This window comes from Staphylococcus sp. HMSC34C02 (assembly GCF_001838705.1).
Classification (GTDB): domain Bacteria; phylum Bacillota; class Bacilli; order Staphylococcales; family Staphylococcaceae; genus Staphylococcus; species Staphylococcus borealis.
In genome coordinates this window covers 243,514-263,123 of record NZ_KV838592.1, presented here as the reverse complement: position 1 = coordinate 263,123, position 19,610 = coordinate 243,514, and the positions used below count along the sequence as shown (strand labels likewise).

Here is a 19,610-nt window from a genome sequence, read left to right as displayed (position 1 = left end):
TCCGATATGTATTATTAATATTTTTAAAAGTACGAAAGAGGTTGGAACAATACATACCACATTTAGACTCAAAGTGTCATAAAATAAAGTGAATAATTAAGGCTATTCTCAAACGTTGCCTTTAAAATTATTACACAACTGTGATGTTGTCCCGACCTCTTTTTGATTGAATATATCTTATATTTCAGAAATGACTGGTATAATCATTGGACGACGTTTCGTACTTTCAAATAGCAATTTACTGATTTGATCTCGCATATTTTGTTTAATGTCAGACCATTCAATACGTTTTTCTTGAAGACCTGCTTCAACAATTTCACGAACCTTTTCTTCTGCTTCCTTCATTAATTCTTCACTTTCACGGACATATACAAATCCACGTGATTGAATTTCTGGACCAGCAGCAATTCGTCTGTTTTTCGGATCCAATGTAACAACTGCGATAAAAATACCGTCTTCTGCAAGTAAATGACGATCTCTTAAAACGATATTACCAACATCTCCTACACCGATACCATCGATGAGAATATTGCCAGAATTAACTTTTTCGTTTAATACCATGTCTTTACCGTCGTAGTGTATAACGTCACCTTTTTCAACTAAGAAAATTTTCTCCGGTGCTACGCCAGTTTCATTAGCTAATTTAGCATGTGCAATCTGCATTTTAAATTCACCTTGAACAGGGATAAAGTATTCAGGTTTCATGATATTAATCATCATTTTTAATTCTTCCATGCAACCATGACTAGATGCATGAATTTTTTTATTATTAGGAATAATATATGCACCTGCACGCACTAATTCATTTAATGTATCAGCAATAATTACTTCCATATTCGCTGATGCAGTAATCGCTAAATATACAGAATCTCCTTCTTCGATATTCATAATTTTATGCTTATGTTGCGCCATTTGACTCAATGCCTCGATAGGTTCGCCTTCCATACCAGTAGCTATAATTACGACTTCATTTTTAGGATAATTTCCTACTTCATTAATTGGAATTAGTAAGTCTTTAGGAATATCAAAATATCCCATTTTACGTGCAATATTAAAAGAACTTTCTAATGAACGACCTAAAAATGAAACTTTACGGTTCAATTTACTTGCTGTATTTAATACTTGTTGAATTCTAATAAAATTAGAAGCATAACAAGATACAATTAAACGACCTTTCACTTTCGCAAACGCATCATAAATATGCGATTCAATTACATTCTCAGGTGTATTATAGCCTGGTTTCTCAGCTTCTGTAGAATCACTAATTAATGCGAAGACACCCTCTTCACCAATTTCAGCCATACGTTTGATATCAGGTGCATAGTGTCCTTGTAAACTTTGGTCAAATTTAAATTCACCAGTATATACGATAGAACCGTATGACGTGTGAATGCAAATACCTAAACTATCAGGAATACTATGTGTAGTATTAAAGAACGTAATATTAACATTTTTAAATCGCATAACTGAATCGTGATTAACTGTATAATAACGAACTTTCTTCTTAACGTTACGAGACTTCATATTTTCTTTAACAAGCGCTAACGTTAATTTAGAACCATACACAGGTGCATCAATTTGTTCTAAAATATAGCTAACCGCACCGATAGCATGTTCATGACCATGGCTTAAAAAGATTCCTTTTAATTTATCTTTATTATCAATGACATATTGGATGTCAGGAATAACGATATCTACACCTAACATTTCATCTTCTGGGAACATTAACCCCGCATCTAACATAAACATTTCATCGTCTACTTCAACGATATACATATTTTTTGCGATTTCGCCCACACCACCAAGTGGGATGATACGAATATCGTCATTCTTTTTTTTCACTAAACTCAAAATGTTACCTCCTATTATAAAAATCCCCGTCCATATAAACTCATAATTTATTATAATTTAATTTATGTTGGATGTACACTATTAAAGTGTTTCTCAGGGCATTATAGTCATGATTGAATTTAGTATTTAATAAAAAAATAGGGATTGATTTATTAAATCGCGCAAAACAAAAGAAAGTGGGACAGAATTTTTCTTAAATTCGTGTCCCACCCTCGTATGGATGACTAGAACAGAGAAAAATTTGATCTAAATGCCTTCTCAGTTCTGTCAGCTACTTTAATTTGCAAAATAGCATTATTATATTTTTTATATCCTAGACTCTCATACTAGTAAAATAACAGTTATTGACTAAGTTAAACATGCGTTTCTAACAAGCGCTTTACTGTTTATTTATTTTCATCTAATACTTTGTGAGATGCGTTAACGCGACCTTGTTTATCAATTTCAGTAATTTTAACTTCGATTTTATCTCCAATACTCAATACATCTTCTACTTTATTAATGCGTTCTTTTGAAATTTGAGAAATGTGTAGTAATGCATCTTTACCAGCAAATAATTCAACGAATGCTCCATATTTTTCAATACGTTTAACTTTTGCGTTATAAACTTGACCTACTTCAGCCTCACGTGTAATTTCTTCAATAATTTCACGCGCACGATTGATCATGTCTTGATCAACTGCACCAATAAAGATTGTACCATCTTGCTCAATGTCTAATTTAACACCAGTTTCATCGATGATTTCGTTAATTTTCTTACCACCTGGTCCAATAACGTCTCTAATCTTTTCAGGTTTAATATGCATGATTTCCACTTTAGGTGCATAAGCACTTAGTTCTTTACGTGGTTGATCAATCGTTTGTAGCATGTGATCCATAATTGCTAAACGACCTTGTCTAGCTTGCTCTAAAGCCTCTTCAATGACTTCACGTGTTAAACCGTCAATTTTAATATCCATTTGAATCGCAGTGATACCATCTTTTGTACCAGCCACTTTGAAATCCATATCGCCTAATGCATCTTCCATGCCTTGAATATCTGTAAGTATTGTATAACTATCTTCTCGTGTTACTAACCCCATAGCTATACCAGCAACAGGTGCTTTAATTGGCACACCTGCATCCATTAAAGCTAATGTTGAACCACAAATAGATGCTTGTGATGATGAACCATTAGATTCTAATACTTCACTTACAATACGAACAGTATATGGGAATTCAGATGTATCTGGAATAATGTATTTTAATGCTCTTTCACCTAAAGCACCATGTCCAATTTCTCGACGACCTGGTGCTCTCACTGGACCAGTTTCACCTACTGAGAAATTAGGGAAATTATAATGATGCATGAAACGTTTTTCTTGTTCTGGTCCTAAACCATCAATTAATTGATAATCGCCTAAGGCACCCAATGTGAGCACAGATAAAGCTTGTGTTTGTCCACGTGTGAACAGCCCTGAACCATGTGCACGTGGTAATAATCCAACTTCTGATTCAAGCGGTCTAATTTCATCTGGTTTTCGTCCATCTGGTCTAATCTTTTCATCAGCGATAAGACGACGCACTTCTTCTTTAACTAAATCATTTAAAATTGCATAAACTTCATCAATTAACAATTCATTCTCAGGATCTGCTTCGTCAATAAATTCAGTTGCAATCTCAGCTTTTAACATGTCTAAATTTTCATCACGTTGTTGCTTATCAAAAGTCAAAACAGTTTCTTTTAGACCTTTTTCTTCGGTTAATGCTTTAACTCTTGATACTAATGCTTCATCACGTTCTACAGGAACGAATTCTTTCTTAACTGGTTGAATGTGTGCTATCACTTCTTCTTGGAATGCTACTAAACGTTTGATTTCGTCATGACCAAAGAAGATAGCTTCTAACATTTCTTTCTCAGTTATTTCGCTTGCACCAGCTTCTACCATGTTTACTGCCTCTTTATGTCCAGCAACTTCTAAATCTAGGCGCGAAACTTCTTTCTCTGCAACGGTAGGATTAATGACATATTTACCATCAACATAACCTACGTTCACACCAGCAATTGGTCCTTGGAATGGGATGTCTGAAACACTTAATGCCATTGAAGAACCTATCATTGCTGCCATTTCTGGTGAACAATCTGGGTCTGCACTAAGCACCGTGTTCATAATTTGAACATCATGACGGTATCCTTTTGGGAATAGTGGTCGAATCGGTCTATCGATTAGACGTGCTGTTAATGTTGCTTCATCCCCTGGACGACCTTCACGTTTTTTAAATCCTCCTGGAATTTTACCAGCAGCATACATTTTTTCTTCATAGTTAACTGTTAATGGGAAAAAGTCACCATCACGTGGTTCTTTAGATGCAACGGCAGTTGATAATACGACAGTATCTCCGTAGCGTACTAGCACTGCACCATTAGCTTGTTTAGCTAGTTGCCCTGTCTCAATCGTTAACGATCTTCCAGCCCACTCAGTTTTAAATACCTTTTTTTCTTGAGACATTATGAATCTCCTCTCTGAAATCTATTAACTACATCATATCATTTATTTTTAAAATTTTATATTAGTGTTTAATATTAAACGATAAAAAAAGGAAAGTACCAAACTAAATGGTGCTTTCCTCTTAATATATTAGAATTAACGACGAATACCTAATGATTTAATTAATTCACGGTAACGTTGAATATCTTTACTACGTAAGTAGTTTAATAAGTGACGACGACGACCTACCATTTTTAATAATCCACGACGTGAATGGTGATCTTTTTTGTGTTCACGTAAATGTTCGTTTAATGCAGCGATTTCTGCAGTTAAAACAGCGATTTGTACTTCTGGTGAACCAGTGTCAGTTTCGTGCACGCGATATTCTTTGATAATTTCGTTTTTACGTTCTTGTGTAATTGCCATAATTAAATTCCTCCTAAATTTGTATACACCTTAATCTGAGCTAGGCGTCGGAGTCTCAACCCGCCAAGATAAAGGAATAATAGTAGTGAATTCCATTTCTTAGAACTCAACTTTAGATATTATACGATACATCATCACCAAAATCAACCGATAGTAGGTATTTAGCTTTTTCTTTATCATTGTTCATTTGTTCAACTAAAGGATCGATACCATCGAATTTCACTTCTGGTCTCAAGTAATGATGCCAATATACTATGACACGCTCACCATATATATTGTCATTAAAATCAAAAATGTTAACTTCAATTACTACTTCAGCTTTTGATGGGTCATGGAAAGTAGGTTTCACACCAACATTAGCGACACCACGATAGATTTTATTTTCGGCACCAATTGCCATACTTACAGCGTAAACACCTTTTTTAGGTAATACATAGTCATCACTTGGTTGAACATTTGCGGTTGGGAATCCAATAGTACGACCTCGTTTTTCCCCTTGTACTACTGTTCCTTTAATTCTGTAAAGATAACCTAATTGCTCATTGGCTTTTTTTAAATTACCTTCTTTTAAAGCTTCCCTAATCGCTGTAGTAGAAATTTTTTCGGTTTCCATCTCTTGTTTACCAACAATGGTTGTGCTAAATTCATTCATTTCATTTAATACAGACATGTTACCTTTTCCGAATTTACCATATGTAAAATCAAATCCAGCAACTACTTCTTGCACATGATTATTAATAATATAATCTTGGACAAATTCTTCTGCGGTTACACTCGCAAAGCGTGATGAAAAATTGATTACAATACAATAATCTACATCATGTTGTTCAATCATCTCAAGTTTATCTGAAAGTGGTGTTAAATAGTCCGTACGTTTACGTTCTGGATTTAACACGACAGAAGGGTGAGGATCAAATGTTGTAACTGCCTTTTTTAGATTTCGCGCTGCAGCACGCTCATCCAACGCTTCGAACACTTTATGATGACCACGATGCATGCCATCAAAAAAGCCAAATGCCATCGCAACGTCTTCTTTTATCAATTGATCTTCTTGAATTGGATGGGTTACTTCTATCACTTTCATAACTTTTGACTCCTTTAATTAAATACTTTTTTAGGTTTAATTTCATATTTTTTATCTGGATGTTGAACATAAATTGCCATTACTTTCTGAGTTTCAGAATCAACAAAAACTAATTGTTCATCAATGATTTGATTAAAAAGTCTTTTATTAAACTTTTGTCCATTTAATATTCTTTTTTTCATATTCTCATCAGAAATGTTGATTTTCGGCAAACTTTTCAAACCATATTCTATAGGAAAAAGCTGCGATTGTAATGCGTCTTGCTCATGTAATTGAGAAATTTGCTCTAATGTGAGACTATCCTCAACATCAAAACCACCTGAATTCGTTCGCGTTAATAAAGACATGTGTGCCGGATAACCTAATTGTTTACCGATGTCCGTAGCGAGTGTACGAATATAAGTTCCTTTACCACATTTCACCTTAATATTAAAATGACATTTCTTATTTTCAAATTGGAGATCAGATGTACGCTCAATTAAATCAATTTTCACTTGACGCACTGGCCTTTCAACTGTTTCACCATTTCTTGCGTATTCATATAACTTTTTCCCATTGACTTTAACAGATGAATACATGGGTGGAATTTGTTCTATAAGGCCTTCAAAAGTTCTCAAAACGTCATCTATGTCGGTTGTATTAACCTCATTTTCAAGAACCTCAACTTTATCTATAACTTCACCCGTCTGGTCTTCAGTAGTAGTACTTTCTCCTAATGTAATGGTCGCATGATAGGATTTACCCATGTCCATGACGTAATCACTTACACGTGTTGCAGGACCAATACATATAGGCAATACACCTGACACTTCAGGATCTAAGGTTCCAGTATGACCAATCTTCTTAGTTTTTAAAATCTTTCTTAGTTTGAAGACGACATCATGACTCGTCAATCCACGTTCTTTATAAACGGGTAAAATACCGTTATACATTTTTTCACGTCCTTCATTTTAACTACCTCTATGTATCATAACTTATCTGACTGAATATGTGTTATGAAAATTAATTGTTATAACTTAAATTGACTTAGCAAATCACACTTTTCACTTACTATCAATATTCCCTTGAAACTCAAAATGAGACGGGAGTGGAACATCATTCGATTTGAATTTATTGTCCCACCCCCGTATAGGCGACGATTATTTTGAATAGCTTAAAAATTAGTGTTTATTCTATTTCTCGTTCAATTTATATTTGTAATGTTAATAAAATAACAAAGTATATTGCTATAACTTAGTTAATAGACAATTATCTATCTTGCTTATGCAAATCTTGAATCATTTTCTCAATTTTATTACCATACTCAATTGATTCATCATATTCAAAGAATAATTCTGGAATAATTCGTAGTCTCATTCTTGAACCTAATTCAGATTTAATGAATCCTTTCGCTTTATCTAATGCTTTAAATGTATCATTAACCTCTTTTTCACTACCTAACACAGTAAGGTACACTTTGGCTTGTGATAAGTCGTTTGTTAATTCAACATCTGTAATTGTGATAAAGCCCACTCTAGGATCTTTAACTTTATTATTTACGATATCCATAATTTCTTTCTTCATTTGTTCGCCAACGCGTTCTGCTCTCATGTTACTCATGGATATTTCACCTCTTTAAAAAATTTGTCTTTTCATTATACCCTTATAACTATGCTCGTAAAGACATAGAAACTAAATTTATCATAAAATTTATTCATTATTTTATTATATCTTATTAGCGCTAAAAACAAAATTTCTAATGTTCATTATCAATTGAAATCGTTGTATTTTTGCTTCCTTTAATATCCTTTAATCGTTTTTGACCATAAATTTTCTCAAATTTATCATAAAGTGGATTCTTCCAAGTGTGGCCTTCAAAATCTTTATATTCAGAAACAATAAACTTATATGTTTCAATATCTTTATCATCTTTTAAATTAAATATTTCTTTCTTACTATCTCCATGGCCGGTCAAATTAATTTCTTCATCTACGTAATTGTTAATATAAGAATCACCACTAAGAGCCATAGCAAACTCAGGTTTAACCGGTAAACCGTTTTTGTCCCATGCTGCTACTGCTACAGTCACTTCTTTAATATCTTTATTACTCTCATTTACTATAATTGGATTTAATTGATCAAACGCACGTACATATCCATCATTAGTGTCTTTATCAATAAACTTTACTGTCCCGACGTGCACATCTTGATTATTTAATTTTTTATCAAGTGATGTTGCATTATATGAAGTTAACATTCCACCTTCTTTTCCAGCTTTTACAGAATTACATCCTGATAATAGTATAACCCCACTCAAGCAACAGCCTATTGTTAAATTTGCAAATTTTTTCATAGTTTTCCCCTTTGAAATCTCAAATTTTTCATTTTTATAATGAATATATAATATCAAATTTTTCATTTTTATTACTATATAACTTTTTCTTATTTATTTACTTTTTTATCTTAAAATATAAATAGATAAGAAAGTTTTAAAGTGATTTTCTATTTTGGGATTTGAGAACTTAGATTTTGTCTATGCATAAAGAAGCATTTTGTCGAGACTGTTTTTTAGAAGCATTAATTTCATGAAAATAAACACACTAGTACTTAAGTAAGTAAATCTAAAAGGATAATGAAATGTAGTTGAACGCGAGCTCCAATATAAAAAATCTTGAAAAGAGATTTCACAAACTAAGCAAGTTGGGCAAGCGCGCCTATCATACGAGGTATTGTAAAATGAAAAAGCCAGTAAATGAATTTATAAAAACTCATTTACTGGCTATATTGATGAAATTATGTCCCAGACTCAGTCCACTTCATAACTCATCGTTTTATCTTTCGATTTCAACCATCTCGAATGCTTCGATAATGTCGCCTTCTTTAATATCATTGAATTTTTCAATTGTGATACCACATTCATAACCTTGGGCTACTTCTTTAGCATCATCTTTGAAACGTTTCAATGTGTCTAATTCACCTTCGAATAACACAATTCCGTCTCTAATAATACGTACACCTGCGTTACGAGTAATCTTACCTTCTGTAACATAACTGCCTGCAATTGTACCAACTTTAGACACTTTAAATGTTTGACGTACTTCAGCTTGTCCGATAACTTGTTCTTCAAATTCAGGATCAAGTAAACCTTTCATAGCTGATTCAATTTCTTCAATAACGTTATAAATAACACGATGAAGTCTCATATCAACATTTTCTGCTTCTGCAGCACGTTTAGCACCAGCGTCAGGACGCACATTGAAACCAATGATAATACCATTTGACGCATTAGCTAATGTAACGTCTGATTCATTAATTGCACCAACTGCCGTATGAATAATACGCACGTTAACGCCTTCAACATCAATCTTCATAAGAGAAGCGGCAAGTGCTTCAACTGAACCTTGAACGTCACCCTTGATAATAACATTAAGGTCTTTCATTTCACCTTGTTTCATTTGTTCGAACAAATTATCTAATGATACATTTTTGCTTTCTTGACGTTGTTGAATAACGCTAGCTTCATGGCGCGCTTCACCAATACGACGCGCTTGTTTCTCATCTTTGAAGACAACGAAGCGGTCCCCAGCTAATGGTACATCATTAATTCCTGTAATTTCAACAGGCGTAGAAGGACCAGCTGATTTAATTCTTTGGCCCAAATCGTTAACCATTGCACGAATTCGTCCAAATGTATTACCTACTACGATAGAATCTCCGACGTTTAAAGTACCATTTTGAACTAATAATGAAGCGGCAGGACCACGAGATTTATCTAATTCTGCTTCAATTACTGTACCAATCGCTTGTTTATTAGGATTCGCTTTTAATTCTTGCACTTCAGCAACTAAACCAATCATTTCTAATAAATCATCAATACCGTCACCACTTAATGCTGAAAGTGGAACAAAGATTGTTTCACCGCCCCAATCTTCAGGAATTAAACCATATTCTGTTAATTCTTGCATTACACGATCAGGGTTTGCAGTTGGTTTATCAATTTTATTCACTGCTACAATTGTAGGAACATTAGCTTCTTTAGCATGGTTAATTGCCTCAATTGTTTGTGGCATTACACCATCATCGGCTGCAACAACTAAAATTGTAATATCTGTTACTTGCGCACCACGCGCACGCATTGTAGTAAATGCTGCGTGTCCTGGCGTATCAAGGAATGTGATTTTTTTGCCTGCATTTTCAATTTGATAAGCACCGATATGTTGTGTGATTCCACCCGCTTCTCCTGCTGTTACTTTAGTGTGGCGAATTGAATCAAGTAATGTTGTTTTACCATGGTCAACGTGTCCCATAATAGTAACTACCGCTGGACGTTCAATTGCATCAGAATCATCTTCTTCTTCATCAAAATAAATTGATAAATCTTCTTCGTTCACTACGACTTCTTTCTCTAGTTCAACACCATAATCGTCGGCAATTAATTCTAATGTTTCTTCATCTAACGCTTGGTTAATATTGGCAACAATACCTAATAAGAATAACTTTTTAATAATTCCTGCTGATTCAATATTAAGTTTATCAGCTAATTCGCCAACTGTGATACCTTCTTCATATGTGATTTTAGAAGGCATTTCTTTTGGTTCTGCTGCCGGCTTATTGTTTTTGTTACCTTTATTATTTTTATTGTTTTTGTTATTCTTGTTGTTTTTATTATTTTTGTTATTGCCTTTGTTATTGTTATTTTTGTTGTTATGATTGCCTTTTTGATTCACGTTACCTTTGTTATTTTGTTTATTATTTTTATTATTGTTATTGTTTTGTTGTTTTTGGTGATTATTTTGAGTGTTTTGTTTCGTATCATTACCACTTTCTTGTGGTTTAAACTTTTTATCAAGCGATTTAATTTGATCGTCCTCTAACGCTTGCATATGGTTAGAAACTTCAACATTCATACTTTTTAACTCATCTATAATCTCTTTACTCTTTACATTTAATTCTTTCGCATATTCGTAAATTCTTTTTTTACTCATATAATCACTCCTTACAATATTCATCTATCATCGACGTAAGCTTAGACGCAAACCCAGAGTCTATAACTCCTATGTTTACACGTTCCGACTTACCTAAAGATTGTCCTAATTCTGCTCTTGTACTAAAAATCCTAAATGGGACATGATACGTTTCACATTTATTTTTTATATTTTTCAAAGTGTTTTCTGAGGCATCCGATGCCATGATAACAAGTTTAATATTATTTTTCTTAATCTCAGTAAGCAATACAGATTCGCCAGATTTCACTTTACGCGCTCTCATTGCTAAACCTAAAAAATTTAAAATTTGTTCTTTATTCATTTAGGAATCTCTTCTCTATAAATCAAACGTATAATTTCTTTATAAACAGGGTCTAGCTTTTCAGAATCTGCATTAAAATATCTTTCAAGTACGCCCTTTTCTTGAGCTGCTTCTACACTTTGTACATCTTTTGAAACATAAGCGCCTCTACCTTGTTGTTTGCCAGTACCATCAGCAAAAATGTCGCCTTCTTTGTTAATTACAACGCGAATCATATCTTTCTTGGGACGCATTTCATTTGTAATAATACATTTGCGCATTGGAATCTTTTTCTTCTTCACTTAATTACTCACCCCAATTATTTGCTTATACGTCTTTGTCTTCACTGTCTACTTCATCAGTATTTTCAGAAGGTTCATCGATTTCTGCTGCTAATTCTGCAGTAGTTAAATTCGATTCTTCTAAATCAACATCATCAATTTCAATATCTTCATCATTAGAATCAGATAAAACAATATCATCTGCTAATGCTTCTGATTCAATCACAGGGTAAATTCCCGCTTCGCGCGCATCAGTTTCAGATTTAATGTCAATTTTCCATCCAGTCAATTTCGCAGCTAATCGTGCATTTTGACCTCTTTTACCAATAGCTAATGATAATTGATAGTCAGGAACAACAACAACAGTAGATTGATTGTCTTCGTCAACGATAACTTCTAATACTTGTGAAGGACTTAAAGCATTACGTACAAATACTTTTGGATCTTCATTCCATTGAACAATATCAATTTTTTCTCCACCAAGTTCTTCAACTACAGCTTCAACACGCGCACCTTTAGCACCTACACATGCGCCTACTGCATCAATGTCTGGATTATCAGAATAAACACTAATCTTAGAACGATCACCGGCTTCACGAGCTACTGATTTTACAATCACTGTACCATCATAAATTTCAGGTACTTCTTGTTCAAATAAACGTTTTAATAAGCCAGGATGACTTCTAGAAACATAAATTTGTGGTCCTTTAGTTGTTTGTTCTACTTTGTTAACATAAACTTTGATGCGTTCGTTAGGAATATATTTTTCATTTGGACTTCTTTCAGCTTCAGATAAAACCGCTTCAATTCTCCCTAAATTTACATATACATAACGATGATCAACTCGGTCGATAACACCTGTTAAAATATCGTCTTCTTTGTCAATAAATTCAGTGTATAAAATTTCTCTTTCCGCATCACGTAATCGTTGCATTACAGCTTGTTTAGCTGCTTGTGCACCAACACGGCCAAAATCTTTTGGTGTAACATCTTCTTCGTAAATATCGCCAACTTCATAAGCTGGATTTTTAACGAGTGCAGTACTTAAATCTACTTCATCTCTATCATCAAATACTTCTTCGACAACATCTTTACGTGCAATAACTTTGAATGTACCTTCATCCATATTTAACTCTACACGTACGTTTCTAGCACTATCATAGTTCTTTTTATATGCAGTAATTAAAGCTGCTTCAATCGCATCAATTAATACTTCTCTTGGAATTTTCTTTTCTTTTTCTAAATATTCAGTTGCTAATAAAAGTTCATTACTTGCCACAATTATTCCTCCTCATCACGTTAAATCATAACAGCGTGACGTGCTTTTGCAATTTTATTTCTTGGTATTTCAATTTGTTTTGTTTTAGCTTTCTCTTTAACTTCCATAGTAATTACATCATCATTAACAGCTTTTAAAATACCGAGCCATTCTTTACCGCCTTCAATTGGCGCATATAATGATACAAACACTGGTTTTTCAATTGCATTTTGATAATCTTTTTCTTTTTTTATTGGACGTTCTGCACCCGGTGATGCAACGTCTAAGTAGTACATTTCTGGAATTGGATCATTTTCATCCATTACTTCGCTGATTTTTTCAGAGGCAAGTGTGCAATCATTTAAATCGACACCGCCTTCTTTATCAATTGAGATTCTTAAGAAATGATCTTTCCCCTCTTTAGTGTATTCAACTTCTACTAATTCAAAATTCAATTCGTCTAAAACAGGAGTTATGATTGTTTCTACTTCCTCAGTGATTTTACTCATACAGGCCTCCTTTTTCGGCAAATAGAAAAGAGCGGGTATATGCCCACTCTTTCTGCCTGAGTCTAATTTTTTACGCACAATAAGTATATCACACTTTAATTCCTTAAACAAATGTATACTAACTGTGTCAATAGGATTGACGAAATGAAATCAAATGTTCACAACATAAGTTCGTTTACATATCAAAGATAGATAACTGTGCTTTGTCTGGTAGGTCAGGTAACGAACCTAAATCATCAAGGTACTCGATGATTTTTTGAGATAATCCAGCTTTCTTATTTAAATCTTCTTTAGATAAGAAAGGACCATCTTCTCGTGCTTCTACAATACGTTTAGCAACATTCTCTCCAAGTCCAGGCACAGAAATAAATGGAGGGATTAACGTATCTCCTTCAATAATAAAGTCAAATGCCTGACTTTTCTCGAGACTAATCGGTTGCATACGGAAACCACGGTGCGCCATTTCATTCATGATTTCTAACACAGTAAGCACATCTTTCTCTTTTTTACCGAGGTCCATGTATCTAGAATACATATCTTTCACTGTATTCTTAATACTTTCTTTATCTTTAATCATTGTAATCAAATCAAAGTCTGAAGCACGAATTGTAAAGTATGCTGCGTAATAATAAAGTGGATGATGCACTTTAAAGTATGCAATTCTCACTGCCATTAATACATATGCAGCCGCATGGGCTTTAGGGAACATGTATTTAATTTTCAAGCAAGAATCTAAATACCAGTCTGGTACATCATTCTCTTTCATAGCGTCTATCATTTCATCAGTTAACCCTTTACCTTTTCGCACTGACTCCATCGTTTTGAAGGCCATAGAAGGTTCTAATCCTGCATACATTAAATAAACCATTATATCGTCACGACAGCCTATAACGCTTGATAAATCACAAATACCTGTTCGGATTAATTCTTGTGCATTACCTAACCATACATCGGTACCATGAGATAATCCTGAGATTTGAACTAATTCTGAAAACGTCGTTGGCTTAGTATCTTCCAACATTTGTCGAACAAACCCTGTTCCAAATTCAGGCACACCAAATGTCCCTGTCTTACAAAGAATATCTTCTTCAGTTACACCCAATGATTCCGGACTACTAAAGATTTGCATCGTTTCTTTATCATCGACCGGAATGGTCTTTGGATCTATACCAGATAAATCTTGTAGCATACGAATCATTGTAGGATCATCGTGTCCAAGTATATCTAGTTTCAACACATTATCGTGGATAGAATGGAAGTCAAAATGTGTCGTCATCCAAGAAGCACTTTGATCATCTGCTGGAAATTGGATTGGCGTGAAATCATAAATGTCCATATAATCCGGAACAACAATAATACCACCAGGGTGTTGACCGGTTGTACGTTTGACACCTGTACATCCTTTAACAAGGCGATCGATTTCAGCACCACGTTTGTGGATACCTTGATCATTTAAATAACCTTTAACATAACCAAACGCTGTTTTTTCAGCAACAGTACCTATTGTTCCAGCACGGAATACCTTGTCTTCTCCGAACAGCACTTTAGTGTAGTTATGTGCGTTAGGTTGATATTCACCACTAAAGTTCAAGTCAATATCAGGTACTTTATCCCCTTTAAATCCTAAGAACGTTTCGAACGGAATATCTTGCCCTTCTTTGATAAGATCGGCACCACAAGTACTACATTTTTTATCAGGTAAATCAAATCCTGAACCTACAGAACCATCATCAAAGAACTCACTTGTTTTACAATTAGGGCAAATGTAGTGAGGTGGGAGCGGATTAACTTCAGTAATTTCTGTCATCGTCGCCACAAAACTTGAGCCTACCGAACCACGTGAACCTACTAAATAACCATCATCCAATGATTTTTTCACAAGACGTTGAGAGATCAAATAAATAACTGAGAATCCATTCCCGATAATACTTGCAAGTTCTTTTTCAAGTCGATCAATTACAATTTGTGGTAAATCCTCACCATATAATTTTTTAGCATTTGTATAGCTTAATTCACGTATTTCTTCATTCGCACCATCCATGCGTGGTGTGAATAGCTGATCTTTAATCGGAATAACTTTATCTATTCGGTCTGCTAAGTCATTGGTGTTTTTAACTACAATTTCGTGTGCTTTTTCTTCACCTAAGAAGTGGAACTCATCTAGCATCTCATCTGTTGTTCTAAAATATGCTTCAGGTAATGTTGAGCGATTTAAAGGATTACCGGGTTGTGAGGCAATCAATATTTTACGTGCAATGGCATCATGCTCATATAAATAATGTGCGTTACCTGTTGCTAAAACAGGAATACCAGTACTTTCTCCAGCTTTCAAGATACGGTCATAGATTTCGTATAGTGTTTCTGTATCTCTAATCAGCTCTCTATCAATCAAATCTTGATAAAGTTTTGGTGGTTGGACTTCAATAAAGTCATAATACTTAGCAATTTTTTCAACTTCTGACTGATCTCTTTGCATAACAGCCGTGAATAATTCACCTTCATCACATGCAGTTCCTACCAAGATACCTTCACGATATTCATTTAATAATGATCGTGGAATTCTTGGTGTACGATAGTAATATTTAACTAAAGAAGCACTTACAATCTTAAATAAGTTTTTTAGACCTTCTTGTGTTTGAACAATTAATGTTACATGTGTTGGTCGTGCACGTTTATATGCATCCTCATTCGATAGTTTTTGGTTGATGTCTTTGTGGTTTGTTACGCCTAATTCTTTCATTTGTTGGACCATTTTAATGAAAATATATGCCGTAGCTTCAGTATCATAAATGGCTCTATGGTGCTGTGTTAGTTCTACACCATATTTTTTAGCTAAAAAGTTTAAACCGTGTTTACCATATTCAGTATTAATCGTACGTGATAATTCTAATGTATCAATGACACCATTCGTTGATGGGCCAAACCCAAGTCTTTCATATCCTGTGTCGATGAAGCCCATATCGAATGATGCATTATGCGCTACAAATATAGCGTCGCCAACCCACGTTTTAAATTCTGTTAGTACTTCATCAATTTCAGGCGCATCTGTTAACATATCATCAGTAATATGCGTTAAATTTATAATCGTTTCTGATAATTTCTCATGTGGATTACTGAAACGTTCAAATTTATCAATAATTTCTCCATCTTTTACTTTAACAGCAGCCAATTCTATAATTTGGTCATATTGGTTTGACAGTCCTGTCGTTTCAACGTCAAACACGACATATGTAGCTTCTTTAAGATCTCGGTCTGTAGGTTTATAAGCAATAGGTACTCCATCGTCTACAAGCATACCTTCCATACCATAAATCATTTTGATGCCTTTTTTTTCAGCTGCGCCATGCGCATCGGGAAATGCTTGCACGACATTATGGTCAGTAACTGCTATCGCTTTATGTCCCCATTTAGCAGCTTGATCAACATACGCACTTATGTTAGGAATGCCATCCATTTGGCTCATTGATGTATGCAAATGGAATTCTACTCGTTTTTCTTCTGCTTTATCTTGCTTTGGCGCCTTTTTGATTTCTTCAATATCAGACATCATCATAACCAAATCTCTGACAAATGTGTCTTCTTCAATACGTCCTTGAGCACGAACCCATTTACCAACACTAAGTGCCTTAAAGTGATCTAAATCGTCTTTATTTTTTCGTGTAAACATTTTAAGCACTAAAGAGTCCGTATAGTCTGTCACTTTTAATTCAACAATGTGACGGCCACTCTTCAATTCTTTAAGGTTAATATCAAATATAACACCCTCAATTGCAACTTTGAATTCTTCTTCAACAATTGACTCAATAGGTTTAATATTTTCAACTTGTATTGGTTTACCAATTTGGCATTTTTCAACATTGCTTTCGTTATTATCTTGTTGTTTCGCTTTCTCAGCTTTCATTTTTTCGATTTTTTCGGTAGCTTCACGCGCACTCTTCTCATCTTCCTCTTGAATATGCGCTTCAAGTGAGGCTAAATCATCATAAGAACTTGAGTCATCTGTTTCAAATACGACTTTATCTATATCAAAACCACATTTACGAAATGCTTTTACTAAGCTACCATTACATACTTTATCAAAGTGATTTCTTTCGATGTCATTTGAGGTCATTACTTTGAGCACATTGCCTGACATAATTAAACGTTTCTGTTTAAGCTGACCTTTCACTTTAGGCGATAGTGCAGTGTGTTCAATACAATGACCAAAATATTTAATGGCATGTTCATCTTGGTTACTTGTATCTTGAATTGTAAAATGCCAATCAACTTTGGCAATGTCTTTAAATTCTTCAGTAATTGCATTTGTAAAAATTAAATAATCTTCGTGTGATAGAAAATATGGCAATGTAATTTGAAATTCCCACGTTCTATTTTTATTTGACACATCTACTCGCGTTAATTCACCTTGTTCAATAATTGTTTGATCAAGTTGATTGGAAACTTTAATTTGGTCCGCAAGTACTTTAAATTTTTCTTGATTCGTCATTGCCATGACAGATAACCACCCTTATATTTAACTCTTTTCTCAATTTTGTTTTAACGTAAAGTGTTATGTTCTAACTACAAACTTGATATCTATTATACTACTTTGAGTGATGCATTTCATTTGCTGCGTTTAATTCTTTTAATAAAAAAGAGGCTTAGACAACTATGAAATTGTCTTAACCTCATTTCGATTAGTGCATTGATTGCTATATTAACTCAGTAATGACTTAGACGCTTAAATCATACGTCTAAGCGTTCACCATATTATAATTGACTGTATAATGTAGCGATATAGTCAATTAAATCATTTATATGAACATCTTCACTCTCACCAGTTTGACGCACTTTGACTTCGACGATACCATCACTCGCATTTTTACCTACGACAATTCGTATAGGTAAACCAATTAAATCTGCATCGTTGAATTTAACGCCTGCACGATCTTTACGGTCATCATAAAGTACATCATATTGTTGTTGCAATGTTTCATACAATTGATTACCTAATTCAAGTTGTTCATCTTTTTTAGGATTTATTGTTATTAAGTGTAAATCAAACGGTGTTACTGATTTTGGCCAAATAATACCATTTTCGTCATTATTTTGTTCGACAATAGCACTTAATGTTCTTGATACACCAATACCGTAACATCCCATGATTAATGGTTTAGCTTTACCTTGATTATCTAAGAATGTTGCGTTCATTGCTTCTGAGTATTTTGTTCCCAATTTGAATACTTGACCAACTTCAATACCTTCAGCAAATTTCGCGTCACCAGAGCCATCACTTAATGGTTCACCTTCTAAGATAAAGCGGAAATCACCATATTCATCAACATTAAAGTCGCGTCCATTATTGGCATTTACATAATGGTAGCCATTTTCATTTGCACCTACAACTAAATTATTTAAATCTTTAACAAAATTATCAGCGTAAATTTTAATTTCTTTATCATGAATTGGTCCTAATGATCCTGGACTTGCACTTAATAAATTAATAATTTCATCTTCAGTTGCCATCTCAACATGATCTGTTCCGAAGTACGCTTTAACTTTGACATCATTTAACTCATGGTGACCTCTGATTAAGAACATGATAAATTCACCATCAATTTTGAATATCATCGTTTTCACAATTTCATCCAATGGACGATTTAAAAAGTCTGCTAATTCTTGAGCAGTTTTAACATTAGGTGTTTCAATCTTTTCAAGTGGTGCAACTTCAGTATGTTTTTCATTTGGATAATATGCAACTTCAGCTTTTTCAATGTTAGCTGCATAATCACTATGTTCACTATAAACAATCGTATCTTCACCAATTTCACTTAGCGCCATAAATTCATGTGTATGATTACCGCCAATCGCACCTGAATCTGCAACTACTGGACGCGCATTAATACCAACGCGTTTGAATATACGACCGTAAGCGTTGTACATATCTTGATACGTATCATCAAGTGATGCTTCATCAGCATGGAATGAATAAGCATCTTTCATAATAAACTCTCTACCACGTAATAACCCGAAACGTGGACGCTTTTCATCACGGTATTTAGACTGAATTTGGAATAAAGATAATGGTAATTGTTTATATGACTTAAGTTCATCTCTCACGATAGAAGTGACTACTTCCTCATGCGTTGGTCCTAGTGCAAATTCACGACCATTACGGTCTTTTAATCGCATAAGTTCTGGACCATAGGCACCCCAACGACCTGACTCTTCCCAAAGTTCTGCTTGTTGAAGCGCAGGCATTAAAATTTCAACAGCATCTATACGTTCCATTTCTTCACGAATAATTTTAGAAATATTATTTAAGACACGAGAAGCGAGTGGCAAATAGCTATAAATACCACTTGTGCTTTGTTTAATTAACCCTGCTTTTAATAATAATTGATGACTTAATGCTTCTGCTTCAGCAGGTACATCTCTCATTGTTGGAATGAAAACTTTCGATTGTTTCATCACTTACTCCTCCTTAAT

General features: G+C 34.1%; 14 protein-coding genes. All 14 read right to left on the bottom strand.

What is annotated here, in order from left to right; all coding sequences use genetic code 11:
* Positions 1–177: 177 nt before the first annotated feature.
* A complete protein-coding gene (gene rnjB / locus HMPREF3239_RS09920) occupies positions 178–1,851 on the bottom strand; it encodes a ribonuclease J2 (protein ID WP_053029332.1) in 1,674 nt (557 codons plus the stop codon).
* 386 nt (positions 1,852–2,237) lie between these two features.
* Entirely contained in the window at positions 2,238–4,340 is a 2,103-nt protein-coding gene (gene pnp, locus HMPREF3239_RS09915) for a polyribonucleotide nucleotidyltransferase (RefSeq protein ID WP_070855540.1), read from the bottom strand.
* Between the two features lie 135 nt (positions 4,341–4,475).
* A complete protein-coding gene (gene rpsO / locus HMPREF3239_RS09910) occupies positions 4,476–4,745 on the bottom strand; it encodes a 30S ribosomal protein S15 (protein WP_053018906.1) in 270 nt (89 codons plus the stop codon).
* A 112-nt stretch (positions 4,746–4,857) separates the two neighbouring features.
* On the bottom strand, positions 4,858–5,829 hold the full coding sequence (locus HMPREF3239_RS09905) for a bifunctional riboflavin kinase/FAD synthetase (RefSeq protein ID WP_053029330.1): 972 nt from the start codon (positions 5,827–5,829) through the stop codon (positions 4,858–4,860).
* Positions 5,830–5,843: 14 nt separating this feature from the next.
* A complete protein-coding gene (gene truB, locus HMPREF3239_RS09900) occupies positions 5,844–6,761 on the bottom strand; it encodes a tRNA pseudouridine(55) synthase TruB (RefSeq protein ID WP_053029329.1) in 918 nt (305 codons plus the stop codon).
* A 316-nt stretch (positions 6,762–7,077) separates the two neighbouring features.
* Positions 7,078–7,428, bottom strand: coding sequence for a 30S ribosome-binding factor RbfA (rbfA, locus tag HMPREF3239_RS09895; protein WP_053029328.1), 351 nt, complete (start codon positions 7,426–7,428; stop codon positions 7,078–7,080).
* Positions 7,429–7,564: 136 nt separating this feature from the next.
* On the bottom strand, positions 7,565–8,161 hold the full coding sequence (locus tag HMPREF3239_RS09890; RefSeq protein ID WP_070855539.1) for a DUF5780 domain-containing protein: 597 nt from the start codon (positions 8,159–8,161) through the stop codon (positions 7,565–7,567).
* A 478-nt stretch (positions 8,162–8,639) separates the two neighbouring features.
* Positions 8,640–10,793, bottom strand: a complete 2,154-nt coding sequence (gene infB / locus HMPREF3239_RS09885; RefSeq protein WP_070855538.1) for a translation initiation factor IF-2 — start codon at positions 10,791–10,793, stop codon at positions 8,640–8,642.
* Between the two features lie 4 nt (positions 10,794–10,797).
* Positions 10,798–11,115: a YlxQ family RNA-binding protein gene (locus tag HMPREF3239_RS09880; protein WP_053029325.1), complete on the bottom strand. Its 318-nt coding sequence runs from the start codon at positions 11,113–11,115 to the stop codon at positions 10,798–10,800.
* The gene (gene rnpM / locus HMPREF3239_RS09875; protein WP_011275933.1) at positions 11,112–11,396 is read right to left on the bottom strand and encodes an RNase P modulator RnpM; all 285 of its coding nucleotides are present in this window, start codon (positions 11,394–11,396) and stop codon (positions 11,112–11,114) included. Before rnpM ends, HMPREF3239_RS09880 begins: the two co-directional genes overlap by 4 nt.
* A 25-nt stretch (positions 11,397–11,421) precedes the next feature.
* Positions 11,422–12,654: a transcription termination factor NusA gene (gene nusA / locus HMPREF3239_RS09870; RefSeq protein WP_053029313.1), complete on the bottom strand. Its 1,233-nt coding sequence runs from the start codon at positions 12,652–12,654 to the stop codon at positions 11,422–11,424.
* A 20-nt stretch (positions 12,655–12,674) separates the two neighbouring features.
* On the bottom strand, positions 12,675–13,142 hold the full coding sequence (gene rimP, locus HMPREF3239_RS09865) for a ribosome maturation factor RimP (protein ID WP_070855537.1): 468 nt from the start codon (positions 13,140–13,142) through the stop codon (positions 12,675–12,677).
* 175 nt (positions 13,143–13,317) lie between these two features.
* The gene (locus HMPREF3239_RS09860) at positions 13,318–17,634 is read right to left on the bottom strand and encodes a PolC-type DNA polymerase III (protein ID WP_070855536.1); all 4,317 of its coding nucleotides are present in this window, start codon (positions 17,632–17,634) and stop codon (positions 13,318–13,320) included.
* Between the two features lie 257 nt (positions 17,635–17,891).
* The gene (locus tag HMPREF3239_RS09855; protein WP_070855534.1) at positions 17,892–19,592 is read right to left on the bottom strand and encodes a proline--tRNA ligase; all 1,701 of its coding nucleotides are present in this window, start codon (positions 19,590–19,592) and stop codon (positions 17,892–17,894) included.
* Between the last annotated feature and the right edge of the window lie 18 nt (positions 19,593–19,610).

What these genes read in the sequence shown, in the direction of transcription:
- pnp (WP_070855540.1), bottom strand. Translation starts at nt 4,340, where the DNA reads ATGTCTCAAGAAAAAAAGGTATTTAAAACTGAGTGGGCTGGAAGATCG.
- rpsO (WP_053018906.1), bottom strand. Translation starts at nt 4,745, where the DNA reads ATGGCAATTACACAAGAACGTAAAAACGAAATTATCAAAGAATATCGC.
- HMPREF3239_RS09905 (WP_053029330.1), bottom strand. Translation starts at nt 5,829, where the DNA reads ATGAAAGTGATAGAAGTAACCCATCCAATTCAAGAAGATCAATTGATA.
- truB (WP_053029329.1), bottom strand. Translation starts at nt 6,761, where the DNA reads ATGTATAACGGTATTTTACCCGTTTATAAAGAACGTGGATTGACGAGT.
- rbfA (WP_053029328.1), bottom strand. Translation starts at nt 7,428, where the DNA reads ATGAGTAACATGAGAGCAGAACGCGTTGGCGAACAAATGAAGAAAGAA.
- HMPREF3239_RS09890 (WP_070855539.1), bottom strand. Translation starts at nt 8,161, where the DNA reads ATGAAAAAATTTGCAAATTTAACAATAGGCTGTTGCTTGAGTGGGGTT.
- infB (WP_070855538.1), bottom strand. Translation starts at nt 10,793, where the DNA reads ATGAGTAAAAAAAGAATTTACGAATATGCGAAAGAATTAAATGTAAAG.
- HMPREF3239_RS09880 (WP_053029325.1), bottom strand. Translation starts at nt 11,115, where the DNA reads ATGAATAAAGAACAAATTTTAAATTTTTTAGGTTTAGCAATGAGAGCG.
- rimP (WP_070855537.1), bottom strand. Translation starts at nt 13,142, where the DNA reads ATGAGTAAAATCACTGAGGAAGTAGAAACAATCATAACTCCTGTTTTA.
- HMPREF3239_RS09860 (WP_070855536.1), bottom strand. Translation starts at nt 17,634, where the DNA reads ATGGCAATGACGAATCAAGAAAAATTTAAAGTACTTGCGGACCAAATT.
- HMPREF3239_RS09855 (WP_070855534.1), bottom strand. Translation starts at nt 19,592, where the DNA reads ATGAAACAATCGAAAGTTTTCATTCCAACAATGAGAGATGTACCTGCT.